This window comes from Paractinoplanes maris, from assembly GCF_023544465.1.
In the GTDB taxonomy this organism is placed as follows: domain Bacteria; phylum Actinomycetota; class Actinomycetes; order Mycobacteriales; family Micromonosporaceae; genus Actinoplanes; species Actinoplanes maris.
In genome coordinates this window covers 113,799-128,510 of the sequence record NZ_JALPVL010000016.1, presented here as the reverse complement: position 1 = coordinate 128,510, position 14,712 = coordinate 113,799, and the positions used below count along the sequence as shown (strand labels likewise).

At 72.4% G+C, this 14,712-nt stretch carries 16 protein-coding genes; 11 read left to right on the top strand and 5 right to left on the bottom strand.

What is annotated here, in order from left to right; genetic code table 11:
* Nucleotides 1-36 precede the first annotated feature (36 nt).
* On the bottom strand, nt 37-1,245 hold the full coding sequence (locus NAG42_RS38705; RefSeq protein WP_250037353.1) for a glycoside hydrolase family 3 N-terminal domain-containing protein: 1,209 nt from the start codon (nt 1,243-1,245) through the stop codon (nt 37-39).
* A gap of 88 nt (nt 1,246-1,333) precedes the next feature.
* Nucleotides 1,334-1,936 carry a TetR/AcrR family transcriptional regulator gene (locus NAG42_RS38700; RefSeq protein WP_250037351.1) on the bottom strand — a complete coding sequence of 201 codons (603 nt, stop codon included), beginning with the start codon at nt 1,934-1,936 and terminating at the stop codon, nt 1,334-1,336.
* A gap of 75 nt (nt 1,937-2,011) precedes the next feature.
* On the opposite strand from NAG42_RS38700, the gene paaN reads away from it, so the two are divergent.
* From paaN to paaE, 9 genes are read left to right on the top strand one after another with little or no spacing between them, the layout of a single operon-like run.
* Nucleotides 2,012-3,682, top strand: a complete 1,671-nt coding sequence (paaN, locus tag NAG42_RS38695) for a phenylacetic acid degradation protein PaaN (protein WP_250037349.1) — start codon at nt 2,012-2,014, stop codon at nt 3,680-3,682.
* Nucleotides 3,683-3,701: 19 nt separating this feature from the next.
* Nucleotides 3,702-4,904 (top strand): thiolase family protein, encoded by a 1,203-nt coding sequence (locus NAG42_RS38690; RefSeq protein WP_250037347.1) that lies wholly within the window; start codon nt 3,702-3,704, stop codon nt 4,902-4,904.
* A complete protein-coding gene (locus NAG42_RS38685; protein ID WP_250037345.1) occupies nt 4,901-5,629 on the top strand; it encodes an enoyl-CoA hydratase/isomerase family protein in 729 nt (242 codons plus the stop codon). The genes NAG42_RS38690 and NAG42_RS38685 overlap by 4 nt, the downstream gene beginning before the upstream one ends.
* A complete protein-coding gene (locus NAG42_RS38680; RefSeq protein WP_250037343.1) occupies nt 5,626-6,498 on the top strand; it encodes a 3-hydroxyacyl-CoA dehydrogenase family protein in 873 nt (290 codons plus the stop codon). Before NAG42_RS38685 ends, NAG42_RS38680 begins: the two co-directional genes overlap by 4 nt.
* Nucleotides 6,495-7,442, top strand: a complete 948-nt coding sequence (gene paaA / locus NAG42_RS38675) for a 1,2-phenylacetyl-CoA epoxidase subunit PaaA (RefSeq protein WP_250037342.1) — start codon at nt 6,495-6,497, stop codon at nt 7,440-7,442. The genes NAG42_RS38680 and paaA overlap by 4 nt, the downstream gene beginning before the upstream one ends.
* Complete coding sequence (gene paaB, locus NAG42_RS38670) at nt 7,439-7,735, top strand: 1,2-phenylacetyl-CoA epoxidase subunit PaaB (RefSeq protein WP_250037340.1); 297 nt, start codon at nt 7,439-7,441, stop codon at nt 7,733-7,735. Before paaA ends, paaB begins: the two co-directional genes overlap by 4 nt.
* A gap of 7 nt (nt 7,736-7,742) precedes the next feature.
* Nucleotides 7,743-8,615: a 1,2-phenylacetyl-CoA epoxidase subunit PaaC gene (paaC, locus tag NAG42_RS38665; protein ID WP_250037335.1), complete on the top strand. Its 873-nt coding sequence runs from the start codon at nt 7,743-7,745 to the stop codon at nt 8,613-8,615.
* Nucleotides 8,609-9,100 carry a 1,2-phenylacetyl-CoA epoxidase subunit PaaD gene (paaD, locus tag NAG42_RS38660; protein ID WP_438872506.1) on the top strand — a complete coding sequence of 164 codons (492 nt, stop codon included), beginning with the start codon at nt 8,609-8,611 and terminating at the stop codon, nt 9,098-9,100. The genes paaC and paaD overlap by 7 nt, the downstream gene beginning before the upstream one ends.
* Nucleotide 9,101: 1 nt before the next feature.
* Nucleotides 9,102-10,151 carry a 1,2-phenylacetyl-CoA epoxidase subunit PaaE gene (paaE, locus tag NAG42_RS38655; protein ID WP_250037333.1) on the top strand — a complete coding sequence of 350 codons (1,050 nt, stop codon included), beginning with the start codon at nt 9,102-9,104 and terminating at the stop codon, nt 10,149-10,151.
* Nucleotides 10,152-10,196: 45 nt separating this feature from the next.
* Here the strand turns inward: paaE and NAG42_RS38650 are convergent, their stop codons facing one another.
* The 3 genes from NAG42_RS38650 to NAG42_RS38640 are packed head-to-tail and all read right to left on the bottom strand — an operon-like array spanning nt 10,197 to nt 11,922.
* On the bottom strand, nt 10,197-10,835 hold the full coding sequence (locus NAG42_RS38650) for a class I SAM-dependent DNA methyltransferase (RefSeq protein ID WP_250037331.1): 639 nt from the start codon (nt 10,833-10,835) through the stop codon (nt 10,197-10,199).
* Nucleotides 10,836-10,894: 59 nt separating this feature from the next.
* Nucleotides 10,895-11,602 carry a TIGR03089 family protein gene (locus NAG42_RS38645; RefSeq protein WP_250037329.1) on the bottom strand — a complete coding sequence of 236 codons (708 nt, stop codon included), beginning with the start codon at nt 11,600-11,602 and terminating at the stop codon, nt 10,895-10,897.
* 41 nt (nt 11,603-11,643) lie between these two features.
* Entirely contained in the window at nt 11,644-11,922 is a 279-nt protein-coding gene (locus NAG42_RS38640; protein ID WP_250037328.1) for a peptidoglycan-binding protein, read from the bottom strand.
* 273 nt (nt 11,923-12,195) lie between these two features.
* Here NAG42_RS38640 and NAG42_RS38635 point away from each other — a divergent pair, with 273 nt between their 5' ends.
* Nucleotides 12,196-13,095, top strand: coding sequence for a S1C family serine protease (locus NAG42_RS38635; RefSeq protein WP_250037326.1), 900 nt, complete (start codon nt 12,196-12,198; stop codon nt 13,093-13,095).
* 64 nt (nt 13,096-13,159) lie between these two features.
* The gene (locus tag NAG42_RS38630; RefSeq protein WP_250037533.1) at nt 13,160-14,143 is read left to right on the top strand and encodes a hypothetical protein; all 984 of its coding nucleotides are present in this window, start codon (nt 13,160-13,162) and stop codon (nt 14,141-14,143) included.
* The last annotated feature ends 569 nt before the right edge of the window (nt 14,144-14,712 follow it).

Sequence of the window (14,712 nt, the reverse complement as noted above, 5' to 3'; positions counted from 1 at the left end):
GCCCTCGCAGTCGTCGTCGCCCGGCCGACCTGCGGGTCAGCGGCAGCGGAGGATTCCCGCCTTCTGCTTGGCCTGCAGGACGTGGCGGGTGGCGTCGTCGACCCGGGCACGGAAGGACTGATCGCTTTCGGCCTTGTCGATGAGGGCGGTGGCCATGGGGGCGGCGTCCGAGGCGACGATGGTGAGGACCATGTCGCCGCCGGCCGCGACGAAACGTACGGCTCTCTGTGCGGGGGAGACGGCGGTGACCGCCCGGGCGGCGCCCAGGTCGTCGGAGATCACCAGGCCGTCGAAGCCGATCCGCTCGCGGAGCAGGCCGGTGATGATCGGCTTCGAGAAGGCGGCGACCGCGTCGGGGTCGATTCTGGGGTAGCGGGCGGACGAGATCATCACGGCGGCCGAGCCCGCCTCGATGCCGGCTTTGAACGGGGTCAGATACGGGTCGTTGACCGTGGCGACATTGTCGGTGGCGCCGGTCGAGACGTCGGTGTTGACGCGGACGCGGCCCAGGCCGGGGAAGTGCTTCAGGGTGGTCAGGACGCCGGCGTCCTGCGAGGTGGGCACGACGGTCCGGATGGCGGCGGCGACGCGTACGGGATCGCTGCCGAACTCGCGGCGGAAGGCACCGATCGGCGGGTTGGCCGTGCCGATGCTGGTGGGCACGGTGTCGGCCACCGGGGCGAGGTTGAGGTTCACGCCGATGCCGGTCAGGCGCCGGGCGCTGTCGCGGGTGGTGGCGCGCAGCGTCGTGGCCGGCCCGGCCCCCAGCCGGAAGGCCGACGGGAGCCGCGGGAAGTCGGGACCCTTGAGGGTCTGCACGCTGCCGCCCTCCTGATCGACGGCGACCAGCATCGGCACGGCGGCGCTCTTCTGCAGCGCGGCGATGTCCGATTTCAGCTCGGCGGCGCGGTGGGTGCTGCGGCCACGCAGGAAGACCCCGCCCAGCCGGTAGCGGCGCACGGTGTCGCCGAGGCCGCTGGGCGCGTTCACCGCGGCGCCGATCATGAGCAGCTGGCCCACGCGTTCCGGCAGGTCGAGGTCGTCGAGAGCGGCGGTGACGCAGTCGGGCGGAGGAGCCGACGAGGGTGGCACCGAGGACGGTACGGCCGATGGCACCGTCACGGTCGGAGCGGACGCCCCGGACGGCGATGCGGGAGCTGCCTCCGGTGTCTCGTCGGTGGTGCACGCACTCACCGAGCCGGCCAGGAGGAGGGCGACCGCGCCGGCGGCCAGGCTTCGCTTCATCGGCGATCACGCTAACCAATCGGTGCTCACCCGCAACCTCGTGTGCCCCGGTCGTGTCGGTGGTGCGGAGATCCGGTGAAGGCGGGGGTCAGGCCCGCAAGCCCTCGAAGGCCAGGGTGGTGACCGCGTCGGCGATCGACTCCGCGCCGCCGGGGCGCGGGCGATACCACTCGGTGAGTGAGTTGACCATGCCGAGCAGCAGGCGGGCGGCTGTCGGCGGGTCGATGTCGGGGCGTACGCCGCCCTCGGCCTGGGCCTGTTTGACCAGCTCAGTGACCACCAGGTCGAACTCGCGCCGCCGATCGAGCGCGTGCTGCTCGACCTCGGTGTTGCCGCGCACGCGGAGCAGGACGGTCACGTACTCGAACCGGTCGGACAGCACGATCACGCTGCGCCGGATCAACTGCTCCAGCCTCTCCAGGGCCGGGACGTCCAGGGCCCGGACCTCGTCGGCCGCCTCGAACAGGCCGTCGAGTGCGCGGTCCATCGCCATCTGCAAAAGCTGCTCCTTGCCGCTGATGTGGTGATAGACGCTGGATTTCGTGATGCCCAGGGAGACGGCGATGTCGAACATGCTGGTGTAGTCGTAGCCGCGCTCGTTGAACAGGCGCACGGCGGCGGCGAGCACGGCATCCTGGTCGTGACCGGGACGTCCACGCCGACGAGGTTCCTTCGCGGGTGTCGGTGCCATTTCTCTCTCCCGGGCTTGATTACCGACCGACCGGACGGTAGATAATGATGGCACGCGAGCGCAAGGGAGCGCAGGATGACGACCCCCGCCGGGTTCTACGAGACGCATGCCGAGCTGCTCGACCAGGCTGTCCGGGCGACGACCGCCCGTGACTACTGGTCGGCCTTCCCCGAGTCACCGAGCAAGTCGGTCTATGGCGAGCAGGCCGCCCTCGACGGTGAGCGCGCGTTCCGGGCCCTGCTCGGCCGGCCGTTCCCGATCGAGGTGCCCGGCGCCCAGGCCACCGTCTCCACCGAGCGCTCGCCCTGGGGCCTCGAGCTGGGCGTCAGCTATCCCCGGGCCGACCCGCTGGCCCTGGTCGCCGCCGCCCGGGCCGCCACCCCGGCCTGGCGCGCCGTCGGTCCGCAGGGCCGGGCCGGTGTCGCCGTCGAGATCATCAAGCGCATCAACGCCCGCTCCTTCGAGCTGGCCCACGCCGTGCAGCACACCACCGGCCAGGCCTTCGTCATGGCGTTCCAGGCCGGCGGCCCGCACGCGCAGGATCGGGCGCTCGAGGCCGTGGCCTACGCGCTGGCCGCCACCACCCGCATCCCGGCCACCACCGAGTGGAGCAAGCCCCAGCGCGGCGGTGACCCGCTGCGCCTGGCCAAGACGAGCACGGTTGTCGGCCGCGGGGTCGGCCTCGTGATCGGCTGCAACACCTTCCCCACGTGGAACAGCTATCCCGGCCTCTTCGCCAGCCTGGTCACCGGCAACCCGGTGATCGTCAAGCCGCACCCGGGCGCCGTGCTGCCGCTGGCCATCACCGTGCAGATCTGCCGCGAGGTGCTCGCCGAGGCCGGCCAGAGCCCCGACCTGGTGACGCTGGCCGTCGAGGAGCCGGGCGACGGCATCGCCGCCACCCTGGCCACGCACCCCGACGTCCGGATCGTCGACTTCACCGGTTCCAGCGAGTTCGGCAACTGGCTGGAGGCGAACGCGCGTCAGGCCGTCGTCTACACCGAGAAGGCCGGGCTCAACACGGTCGTCATCGACTCCACCGACGACTACAAGGGCCTGCTGCGCAACCTGTCCTTCTCGCTCTCGCTCTACAGCGGCCAGATGTGCACCACGCCGCAAAACCTGCTGATCCCGCGGGACGGCATCGAGACCGACGCCGGCCACCGGTCCGCCGACGAGTTCGGCGCCGACCTCGCCGCCGCACTCGACAAGCTGCTGGGTGACCCGGCCCGCGCCGCGGGCACGCTCGGCGCGATCGCCAACGACAGCGTCCTGGCCCGGCTGACCGAGGCCGACAACGCGGCGAGCGTCATCCACCCGACGGCTGAGGTCACCGACGAGCACAACCCGGGGGCCACGATCCGCACCCCGGTCGTCGTCCGGCTCGACGCCGCCGACGAGAAGGCATACACCCGCGAGTGGTTCGGCCCGGTCTCGTTCGTCATCGCCACCGAGTCGACCGAGCACAGCCTGCGCATCCTGGTCGAGACGGTCCGGGCCCACGGGGCGCTGACCGCGCTGGTCCACTCCACAAATCCCGACGTCCTTTCCGCTGCGCGGGAGGCCGCGCTCGACGCGGGCGTGCATCTTGCCGAAAATCTGACCGGTGGGGTGTTCGTCAACCAGACCGCCGCGTTCAGCGACCTGCACGGCTCCGGGGCCAACCCGGCCGCCACGGCCTCGCTGACCGACGACTACTTCGTCACCGGCCGGTTCTTCACCCTCCAGTCCCGTCACCACGTCTGAGCACCGGAGGAGCATCACCATGGCCGAGGCCTACCTCGTCGGCGGCGTCCGCACCCCGCAGGGCAAATACGGCGGCGCGCTCGCCGGCATCCGTCCCGACGACCTCGCCGGGCTCGTCGTCCGCGAGGCGGTCGGCCGGGCCGGCGTGCCCGGCGAGGCGATCGACGAGGTGATCCTCGGCGCGGCCAACCAGGCCGGCGAGGACAACCGCAACGTCGCCCGCATGGCCGTGCTGCTCGCCGGCCTGCCCGACACCGTCCCGGGCTACACGGTCAACCGGCTGTGCGCCAGCGGTCTCACGGCGGTCGTCTCGGCGGCCAACCAGATCCGCGCCGGTGAGGCCGACCTGATCGTGGCCGGCGGTGTCGAGTCGATGACCCGGGCGCCCTGGGTGATGCAGAAACCCGGCACCCCGTGGGCCCGGCCCGGCGAGGTCGTCGACACGTCGCTGGGCTGGCGTTTCACCAACCCCCAGTTCAAGGCGCACGACAAGACGGCCGGCACCGGCCCCGACGATCGACGCGTCACGCTCAGCATGGGTGAGACGGCCGAGGAGGTGGCGGCGCTCGACGGCATCACCCGCGCCGAGAGCGACGCGTTCGCGTTGCGCAGCCACGAGCGGGCGATCGCGGCGATCGACGCGGGCCGCTTCCAGGGTGAGATCGTGCCGGTCGGCGACGTGAGCACCGACGAGATCCCGCGCCGCGGGTCCACGATGGAGAAGCTGGGCCAGCTCAAGACCGTCTTCCGGTCGGGCGGCGTGGTCACGGCCGGCTCCTCGTCGCCGCTCAGCGACGGTGCGGCCGCGCTGGTCGTGGCCAGCAAGGAGGCGGTCGAGCGCTACGGACTGACACCGCGCGCCCGGATCGTCACGGCGGCCAGCGCCGGTGTCCCGCCCCAGATCATGGGCCTGGGCCCGGTGCCCGCCACCGAGAAGGCACTGGCCCGGGCCGGCTGGAACGCCGGTGACCTCGACGCGATCGAGCTCAACGAGGCGTTCGCGGTGCAGTCGCTGGCCGTGATCCGCCGGCTCAAGCTCGACGAGCAGCGCGTCAACGCCGACGGCGGGGCGATCGCGCTGGGCCACCCGCTGGGCTGCTCCGGCGCGCGCCTCACCGTCACCCTGCTCGGTCGCATGGAACGCGAGAACGCCCGCCGTGGCCTCGCCACCCTGTGCGTCGGCGTCGGCCAGGGCGTCGCGATGCTGGTGGAGCGCCCATGAGCACTCTGCACGTCGAGGAGCTCGACGACCGGGTGGTGGTGACGTTGCGGCGGCCGGAGGCCCGCAACGCGATCAACGCCGCCATGGTCGGGGAGCTGCACGACGTGTGCGCGGCCGTGGAGCGCGAGCCGCGGCTGCTGCTGATCACCGGCGACGGCGGCACGTTCGCCGCCGGAGCCGACATCGGGGAACTGCGCGAACGGGGACGCGAGCAGGCGTTGCAGGGCATCAACAGCCGGTTGTTCGACCGTCTGGCCCGGCTGCCACTGCCCACGGTGGCCGCCGTCGACGGTTACGCGCTGGGTGGCGGCGCCGAGCTGGCCTATGCGTGCGACGTGCGCCTCGCCTCCCCGGCGGCCGTGTTCGGCAACCCGGAGCCCGGCCTCGGCATCCTGGCCGCGGCCGGTGCCTGCTGGCGCCTGCGCGAGCTGGTCGGCGCCTCGGTGGCCAAGCAGGTGCTGCTGGCCGGGCGCCGGCTCGACGCCGGCGACGCGCTGCGGTTCGGCCTGGTCGCCGAGGTCGTGCCGGCCGAGGATCTTCTCCAGCGGGCGCACTCGCTGCTCGACCGGATGACCCGGTCGGGCGCCCTCGCCCTGCGTCTGACCAAGCTGGTCGCCGATGGCCACGGACACCCGCTCACCGACGACCTGGCCCAGGCGATCCTCTTCGAGTCCGAGGAGAAACGCGTGCGGATGGACGCCTTCCTCGGCGGGAGCCGGTCATGACCGCGCCTGCTCCGGCCGTGCCCAAGCTGGTCGCCGTCATCGGTGGCGGGCGGATGGGGGCCGGCATCGCTCAGGTCTTCGCGGTGGCCGGCTCGGTCGTCTGTCTCGTCGAGCGTGACCCGGCGGCCGCCGCGGCCGCCCGCGACCGGGTGGCCATGGGGCTGCTCCGCGCCACCGAGAAGGGTGTGCTCGCCGAGTCGGCCGATCTGGTGCTCGAACGGCTCGTGCTCGTCGACGACGCGGCCGGGCTGGGCGCCGACACCGATCTGGTCGTCGAGGCCGTGCCCGAGGACGCGGCCCTCAAGATCCAGGTGCTGGCCGCGGCCGAGCGGGCCGTCGGCGACAACGCCGTGCTGGCCAGCAACACCAGCTCGCTGTCGATCACCGGGATGGCCGACGGGCTCCGGCGGCCGGAGCGGTTCGTCGGCCTGCACTTCTTCAACCCGGTGCCGGCCAGCAGACTGGTCGAGATCGTGACCGGCCCGCAGACCACCGACGCGGCCCGGGAATCGGCCCGGGCCTGGGTGGCCGGGCTGGGCAAGAGCGAGGTCGTCGTCCGCGATTCGCCCGGGTTCGCCACCAGCCGGCTCGGCGTGCTGCTCGGCCTCGAGGCGATCCGCATGCTCGAGGAGGGTGTCACCGACGCGGCGGCCATCGACCGGGCCATGGAGCTGGGCTATCGGCATCCGATGGGCCCGCTGCGCTCGACCGACCTGGTCGGGCTCGACGTGCGGCTCGCGATCGCCGAGCACCTGCACCGTGAGCTGGGGGAGCGGTTCGCCCCGCCCCGGCTGCTGCGCGACAAGGTGGCCCGTGGCGAGCTGGGCCGCAAGACCGGACAGGGCTTCTTCAGCTGGGAGGCGTCATGAACGAGCAGGCGTTCACCGCGACGATCGACAAAGATCAGCGCATCGAGCCGCGGGACTGGATGCCCGACGGCTATCGCAAGACGATGATCCGGCAGATCGCCCAGCACGCGCACTCCGAGATCATCGGCATGCAGCCCGAGGGCGCCTGGATCACCCGGGCCCCGTCGCTGCGGCGCAAGGCGATCCTGCTGGCCAAGGTGCAGGACGAGGCCGGCCACGGCCTTTACCTCTACTCCGCGGCCGAGACGCTCGGCGCCGACCGGGGCGACCTGACCCGCCGGTTGATCGAGGGCCGTCAGAAATACTCCTCGATCTTCAATTACCCGACGCTGACCTTCGCCGACGTCGGCGTCATCGGCTGGCTCGTCGACGGCGCCGCGATCTGCAATCAGGTGCCGCTGTGCCGCAGCTCGTTCGGGCCGTACGCGAGGGCGATGATCCGCATCTGCAAGGAGGAGTCGTTCCATCAGCGGCAGGGCTACGAGCTGCTGATGACGATGATGCGCGGCACCGAGGCGCAGCGCGCGATGGTGCAGGACGCGGTCGACCGCTGGTGGTGGCCGTCGCTGATGATGTTCGGCCCGCCCGACGCCGAGTCGCCCAACACGGCGCAGTCGATGGCCTGGAAGATCAAGCGCCACACCAACGACGAGCTCCGGCAGCGCTTCGTCGACATGAGCGTGCCCCAGGCCGAGGCGCTGGGCGTCACCCTGCCCGACCCCGACCTGCGCTGGAACGCCGAGCGGGAGCACCACGACTTCGGCGAGATCGACTGGTCCGAGCTCAAGCGGGTGATCTCCGGCGACGGGCCGATGAACGCGGAGCGCCTCGCGAACCGGCGCCGGGCCGACGAGGACGGCGCCTGGGTCCGCGAGGCCGCGGCGGCCCACGCGGCCAAACGACGCGAGGCGACCGCCCGCGAGCGACAGGAGGTGCCGGCATGAGCGGCGAGGTCAAGCACGAGTGGCCGCTGTTCGAGGTGTTCGTGCGGGCCAAGCGCGGCCTCAACCACGTGCACGTCGGGTCCCTGCGGGCGGCCGACCACGAGATGGCGCTGCACCACGCGCGTGACCTCTACACGCGGCGCAACGAGGGGGTCAGCATCTGGGTGGTGCGCTCCGACGACGTGGTGGCCTCGGGCCCGGACGACAAGGACGCCTTCTTCGCGCCCAGCGGCGACAAGGTCTACCGGCACCCGACCCACTACGCCATTCCCGACTCGGTTCCGCACATCTGAGGCCGCGATGTCCTTCGACGACGCCTACCAGGCCCTCACCGATCACGACGACGATGCCCGCTGGGCGTACGGGACGGGTTTCGCCGACCCGCTGGCCGGGGTGCCCACCGCACTGCCCGACGGCGTGGACGGCGCCGACCTGGCGGCCTACTGCCTGATGCTCGGCGACGACGCGCTGATCCTGTCGCACCGCCTGCAGCAGTGGGTGACCCGCGCGCCCGAGCTCGAGGACGAGATGGCGATCGCCAACATCGGCCTCGACCTGCTCGGCCAGGCCCGGCTGCTGCTGACCCGGGCCGGCGAGGCGGAGGGGGCCGGCCGCGGCGAGGACGACCTGGCCTACCTGCGCGACGCCCCCGACTTCCGGCACGTGCGGCTGGTCGAGCGCGAGGACCCGGACTTCGGTCATCTGATCGCCCGGCTGCTCGTCTTCTCGACCTGGCGGCTGGCCCTGCTCGACCGGCTGGCCACCAGTCGTGACCCCGTCCTGGCGGCGATCGGGGCCAAGGGCGTCAAGGAGGTCACCTACCACCGGGAGTACGCGGCGGGCTGGACGGTCCGCCTGGGCGACGGCACCGATCTGTCGCACCGGCGCATGCAGGACGCGATCGACGCGGTGTGGCCGCTGACCGGCGAGTTCTTCGCACCGCACGACGTCGAGCTGCGCTTGGCCACCGCCGGGGTGGCCGTCGAGCCGGCGTCATTGCGATCCGAGTTCGACGCCGTCCTGACCGAGGTGCTGCACGTGGCGACACTCGACCAGCCGGCACCGGTGACCGTCGGCCGCACCGGCCGCGACGGCGAGCACGGCGACGAGCTGGCCGCCATCTTGGCCGAGATGCAGGAGCTGGCCCGCGCGACGCCCGGCGGTGTGTGGTGAGCGCGGCCGACGTCGCGGCGACGGTCACCGACCCCGAGCTGCCGATGCTCACGCTGGCCGAGCTGGGCATCCTTCGCGAGGTGCGGGAGACCGACGACGGCGTCGAGGTGACGATCACGCCGACCTACTCGGGCTGCCCGGCCATGGAGGCGATCAGCGCCGACCTGGTGCGGGCGCTGCACGACGCCGGCTACGGGCGGGCCCGGGTGCGGACGTCGCTCGCCCCGGCCTGGACCACCGACTGGATCTCCGCCTCCGGCCGGGCCAAGCTGGCCGCGGCCGGCATAGCACCGCCCGGGCCGGCCCCCGCGCGGGCCGCCGGGCCGGTCCCGCTGGTGCTCGGCGTGCGCGAGGAGCACGTCGCCTGTCCCCGGTGCGGTGCGGAGTCGACCGAGCGGCTGGCTGCGTTCGGCGCGACCGCCTGCCGCGAGCTGCGGCGGTGCCCGGCCTGCCGGGAGCCCTTCGAGCACGTGAAGGAGATCTGACGTGCGGGATTTCCACGCCCTGCGGGTGGCCGACGTCGAGCGGCTCTGTCCCGACGCGGTCGCGGTGACCTTCGAGGTCCCCGACGACCTGGCCGAGTCGTACGCCTTCCGCCCCGGGCAGTCGCTGACCGTGCGCCGCCCGGGCGACGAGCGGGACGAGCGCCGGTCGTATTCGATCTGCGCCCCGGTCGGGGCGCGGCCGCGGATCGGGGTGCGCGAGGTGCCGGGTGGGGTGGTCTCCGGCTGGCTGGTGCGCGAGCTGCGGGTGGGTGACGCGGTCGAGGTCGCACCGCCGTCCGGGACGTTCACGCCCGACCTCGAAGCGGGCGGGCGGCACGTGATGATCGCGGCGGGGTCGGGCATCACGCCGGTGCTGTCGATCGCGACGTCGCTGCTGCGCAACCCGAAGGCTCAGGTCGCCGTCCTCTATGGCAACCGGCGAGCCGACACGGTGATGTTCGCCGAGGAACTGGCCGATCTCAAGGACCGGCACCCGTCCCGGTTGGAGCTGGTGCACCTGCTGTCGCGCGAGGCCCGCGAGGTCGACCTGCTCAGCGGGCGGCTCGACGGCGACAAGCTGCGCGCGCTGCTGCCGCGGCTGCTCGACGTGCCGGCGGTCGATCACTGGTGGCTGTGCGGGCCGTACGGGATGGTCGTCGACGCCACCGAGGTGCTGGGGGAGGCCGGGGTCGAGCCGGGGCGGATCCACCGCGAGCTGTTCTGGGTCGACGAGGTGCCGCCGGAACCCGTACGGGAAACCGGTCTTTTCCTCGAGGGCAGCGAGGTGACCGTGCTGCTGGACGGCCGGTCGACAACCGTGACTGTCGCCGAGGGTGACACCGTGCTCGACGGTGCCCAGCGCTCACGGCCCGATCTGCCGTTCGCCTGCAAGGGCGGAGTCTGTGGCACGTGCCGGGCCCGGGTGGTCGAGGGCGAGGTGACGATGCGGCGCAACTTCGCCCTGGAAACGGCCGAGGTGGACGCCGGTTTTGTCCTGACCTGCCAGGCAACCCCGGTCTCGCCCAAGGTGACGGTCACTTTCGACGACTGACCAGAGCCTCCGGCCGCCGCTTGGGCAGCGGCAGCCGGAGGACTGTCAGGCGGGCTTGCGGGCCAGGGCGAAGATCTGGCTCTCCTCGGGGCCGTCGGCCGGGGTGAAGGCGACCGTCTCGATGCTGACGACGGTGAAGCCGTGCGCCTTGAGGACGGCGGCCAGGTCGGACTCGAGATAGCCGGACACGGTCACCGGCACGCCCATGAAGTCGAACGGCAGACTGTCGCCGTCGAAGTTGACCATGCCGAGGGCGAGGTAGCCGTCCGGCTTCAACCACCCGAAGGCCTTGTCGAGAGTGCGCTCGATCTCGGCCTTGCTCAGCATCAGCAGCGAGAAGAACGCGGTCACCGCCTCGAACGAGCCGAAGTCGTCGGCCAGCTCCTTGAAGTCGGCGTGCACGAACTCGGCCGCCGGCACCTGTTCCCGGGCCAGGCGCAGCATCCCCTCGGAGATGTCGACGCCCACCACCCGGTGATCCGATTCGGTCAGCACCTGGGCGGTCGGCACTCCCGTCCCGCACCCCAGGTCGAGCACCGAGGTGCCGGACGGAAGCAGCGCGGCGATCTCTTCGATCAGCGCGGCCTGAAAGGGATTATGACTGTGTTCGCCCTGGTACTGCTCGGCGAGTTGATCGAAGACCTCCATGCGCCGCAGGTTACCGGAGAATGCATCGATCTCCATGAGGCGATCGTCCCCAGTGGACGAGCTCAACGGCCAGGGCCGTCGGAACCGGCACTGTGTCAGCGGAGCACCGCGGTGACGTGCTCCTCGGCGATGCGCTCGTCCAGGCGCCGCTCGTCCAGGTTGGCGCAGAGAACGATGGAGGCGCCGACCGAGAGCGGAGCCAGCAGCCAGATCAGGGGCTGTTCCTGCTGGGCGGCGTCGACCAGCACGCGGTCGCCGGGCCCGATGCCGCGCTGCTCGGCGACCCCGGCCGCCGTCCGGGCGTACTCCTGATAGGTCGTGCCGTCGACAACCGCCGGGCGAAGCTCGTCGACCCTGTGGTGCGGCGGATGGGTGCCGAGGTAGGGACGCAGCGCCGACGTGTAGTCGTGATAGCCCTCGGGCACGTCACCGGTCGCGGCGCCGTGCGGGGCCAGACCGAGCACGAACTGATGGCGGCCGACCGGAACCTCGTCGAGCCAGTGGCCGACGCGGCGGTGTTCCACAAAGGTGACGTCCAGCGGATCACCCGCGGGTGACAGACCGGCCGTGGCCCAGCTCCGGATCGACAGCTCGAGCCCGGTCGACCAGGCACCGAGCAGCACGGCCGCCGTCTGCCAGTGCGGCCGCAGCAGCACCGCGGCAGTGCTCCCCGGGCCGAGCCCGCACCCCTCGGTGAGCAGCGCGGCCGTAGCCGCCGTCCAGCTGCCGAGCTCGCCCGAGGTCAGCCCGAACCGCTCACCGGTGGCATCGTCGTAGTACGTGATCAGGTCACCCGACGTCATGCTTGAACTCTAGGCACGGCCCGGCACGGCCCGACGGACAGTCAGGCCGCGAGGTCGTGGCGCCACGCGCGCCGGTCCATCCCGTACCGGCTCAGCAGATGGACCGTGCGGGGCCCGGCCACGCCGTCGGTCTGCAGGCCGGTGTCGGACTGGAAGGCCCGCACCGCCGCGGTGAGCTCGTCGTCGGACTCGCCGGCGGGCCGGCCGATCCCCGCCAGCAACTCGCGCACGCAGGCCGGGTCCGGGGGCGGGGGAGCGTTCCAGCCGATCATGCCGCCGACCGCGGAACCGACCAGCGTGAGCATTCCTCGTGCTGACATCTCGTGCCTCCTGCCGCTTGTGGGACTGACTCCAGCATCCGGCGGCAGCCTGTGCGTGACATCGGGCCGGCGTCTGGGAACGCCGTGAACCCGTGCGACTTTCGGCTGATGCCCACACCGCCCCAGGACCGGTGAGCGGGGTTCTGGCCAGCGCGATCAACCCCGCCCACCGGGTGACCCAGGGCATACAGGGAACCCACAGACGCCTCACCGGTTTCCGACAAGGTCCAGGGTCACTGTTGGCTCATCAGCCAAACGAAGCGAGGCGTCGCCATGACCGACCTGATGACCCGGCCCACCCACTCCGACCACGACGACGTGACGCCGCCGCCTCCGCCCGCGCCCCCGTTCGTACCGTCGTCCCCCGCACCCGGCAACCGCCGCTGGCCGCGCCGCCTGGCCGGTGGGGCCGCCGTGCTCGCGTTGATCGGCGCCGGCGGCACGGCGGGCGGTGTGGTCGCCGAGCGCTACCTGATCGACCACCCGGGCACCGCGACGACCGCCACCCCGGTGAGCAGCGCCGCCGGCATCACCGAGGACGCCGACCTGGCCACGATCGTCAAGCAGGTGCAGCCCAGCGTCGTCACAGTGATGGTCGACACCACCCAGTCGTCGTCGCTCGGCTCCGGCGTGGTGATCCGCGCCGACGGGCTCATCCTGACCAACAACCACGTGATCGAGGGCGGCGGCACGGTCAGCGTCCGCCTGTCCACCGGCCGGACTGTGCCGGCCCGGGTGGTCGCCACCGACACCAGCCACGACCTGGCCCTCGTGCAGGCGTCCGGGCTGTCCGGCCTGACCCCGGTCACGTTCGGCACCGACGACAGCGTCGCCGTGGGCGACACCGTGCTGGCCTTCGGCGCGCCGCTCGGCCTGGAGAACACAGTGACCTCGGGCATCGTCTCGGCCCTGGACCGCAGCATCAGCACCGCCACCGAGTCGGCCACCGGCGGCGGCAGCGAGCAGCTGACCGGCCTCCTGCAGACCGACGCCCCGATCAACCAGGGCAACTCCGGGGGCGCACTGGTCGACCTCTCGGGCCACGTGGTCGGCATCAACGTGGCGATCGCCACCGCCGGCCAATCCGAGACGGGCAGCATCGGCGTCGGCTTCGCCATCCCGGCCGGCACCGTGGTCGCCGCGGTCGAGCAGATGGAATCGCGGAGCAGCTGAGGCTTGATCAAAATGTGGCCGATCGGGGCTGCCGCGGACGGGGACGGGACCGTACGGTGCGTCCGTGACATCGGCGGCCCCCGCCAAAGCCCCCTCCGTGGTCTCGGTCGCCGTGTGGTTCCAGGTGGCTCTGGTCGGGCTGCTGCTGCTCGTCATCGGGGTGTCGATCGCCGACGCGGTCCACTACGACGGGCTGATCGATCAGGCCGCCCGGGGCGCGGGCGTAGACCCGTCCGAGGTGGCGTCCGAGCGCGACACCAACCTCGGCTGGACGCTCATCTCCGGGCTGCCGGCGCTGGTGCTCGTCCTGTGGCTGGGGCTGACCGTGGTGTGGCTGCGCCGGGGCAGCAACGTCGCCCGCATCCTGACCTGGGTCGGCCTCGGCGCGCCGGTGGTGCTGTCCCTGCTCGGGTGCCTGTTCGGCGGGCTGGTCGGGGCCTTCGGACTGCTGGCCTTCGGGCTCATCGACGAGGGCCCGATCGACGGCGAGCCGGTCGACGGCGAGGAATACGCGTTCGAGGACTTCTCGTCGTATGCGGACGGCGGTTTCTACGACCGCCTCTACGACCTCGACAGCGGCGGACTGTCGCTGGCCTTCGACGCCGTGACCGCGTTCGCCCTGACGGCCGCCGTGCTGCTGGCCATCGCCACGGGCGTGCTGCTGGTGACCGGCCCGGCCGACCGCTGGTTCCGCCCCGGGCGCCTGCCTCCAAGGCCACAACCCGACCGCTGGTTCCGCCCCGGACGCCAACTGCCTCCAGGGCCACAACCTTTTCCGTACGCGGGTGTGTGGCCGGCCTATCCGGCCGGGGGACCGCCGTCCTTCCACCCGCCGCATCCACCCATCGCCGCCCCGCCGCCGCACTTCCCCCCGCCGTATCCCCCCGTCGCGGCCCCGCCGCACTTCCCCCCGTCGTATCCACCACCCAGCGCAGCCCCGCAGTACCCGCCGCCCAGCGCGCACCAGCCTCCTTGGCTGCCACCCGGGTATCCACCGGTGGAACCGCCGCCTGGGCCCGGCGATCACCAGCCGCCCTCCCAGAGCTGAGGCCGGAGCGGACCCCCTCCCGCTCCGGTCTCAGCTCGCCCCCGAAGGCGCCGCCCCGAAGGCGCCGCGCGTGAGAGCCGCGCGTGAGAGCCGCGCGCGTGAAAGCCCCGCGCGTGAGAGCCCGCGCGTGAGAGCCCGCGCGTGAGAGCCCCGCGCGTGAGAGCCCCGCGCGTGAGAGCCCGCGCGTGAGAGCCGCGCGCGTGAAAGCCCCGCGCGTGAGAGCCCGCGCGTGAGAGCCCCGCGCGTGAGAGCCGCGCGTGAGAGCCGCGCGTGAGAGCCCGCGCGTGAGAGCCGCGCGCGTGAAAGCCCCGCGCGTGAAAGCCCGCGCGTGAGAGCCCCGCGCGTGAGAGCCGCGCGTGAGAGCCCGCGCGTGAGAGCCCGCGCATGAAAGCCCCGCGCGTGAGAGCCCGCGCGTGAGAGCCGCGCGCGTGAGAGCCCGCGCGTGAGAGCCGCGCGCGTGAAAGCCCCGCGCGTGAGAGCCCGCGCGTGAAAGCCCCGCGCGTGAGAGCCCGCCATGGGCCGCCCTGCCCCCGAAGGCGCCGCCGCTCATGGCGCCGCCCCCGGAAGGC

What these genes read in the sequence shown, in the direction of transcription:
- NAG42_RS38705 (WP_250037353.1), bottom strand. Translation starts at nt 1,245, where the DNA reads ATGAAGCGAAGCCTGGCCGCCGGCGCGGTCGCCCTCCTCCTGGCCGGC.
- NAG42_RS38700 (WP_250037351.1), bottom strand. Translation starts at nt 1,936, where the DNA reads ATGGCACCGACACCCGCGAAGGAACCTCGTCGGCGTGGACGTCCCGGT.
- paaN (WP_250037349.1), top strand. Translation starts at nt 2,012, where the DNA reads ATGACGACCCCCGCCGGGTTCTACGAGACGCATGCCGAGCTGCTCGAC.
- NAG42_RS38690 (WP_250037347.1), top strand. Translation starts at nt 3,702, where the DNA reads ATGGCCGAGGCCTACCTCGTCGGCGGCGTCCGCACCCCGCAGGGCAAA.
- NAG42_RS38685 (WP_250037345.1), top strand. Translation starts at nt 4,901, where the DNA reads ATGAGCACTCTGCACGTCGAGGAGCTCGACGACCGGGTGGTGGTGACG.
- NAG42_RS38680 (WP_250037343.1), top strand. Translation starts at nt 5,626, where the DNA reads ATGACCGCGCCTGCTCCGGCCGTGCCCAAGCTGGTCGCCGTCATCGGT.
- paaA (WP_250037342.1), top strand. Translation starts at nt 6,495, where the DNA reads ATGAACGAGCAGGCGTTCACCGCGACGATCGACAAAGATCAGCGCATC.
- paaB (WP_250037340.1), top strand. Translation starts at nt 7,439, where the DNA reads ATGAGCGGCGAGGTCAAGCACGAGTGGCCGCTGTTCGAGGTGTTCGTG.
- paaC (WP_250037335.1), top strand. Translation starts at nt 7,743, where the DNA reads ATGTCCTTCGACGACGCCTACCAGGCCCTCACCGATCACGACGACGAT.
- NAG42_RS38650 (WP_250037331.1), bottom strand. Translation starts at nt 10,835, where the DNA reads ATGGAGATCGATGCATTCTCCGGTAACCTGCGGCGCATGGAGGTCTTC.
- NAG42_RS38645 (WP_250037329.1), bottom strand. Translation starts at nt 11,602, where the DNA reads ATGACGTCGGGTGACCTGATCACGTACTACGACGATGCCACCGGTGAG.
- NAG42_RS38640 (WP_250037328.1), bottom strand. Translation starts at nt 11,922, where the DNA reads ATGTCAGCACGAGGAATGCTCACGCTGGTCGGTTCCGCGGTCGGCGGC.
- NAG42_RS38635 (WP_250037326.1), top strand. Translation starts at nt 12,196, where the DNA reads ATGACCGACCTGATGACCCGGCCCACCCACTCCGACCACGACGACGTG.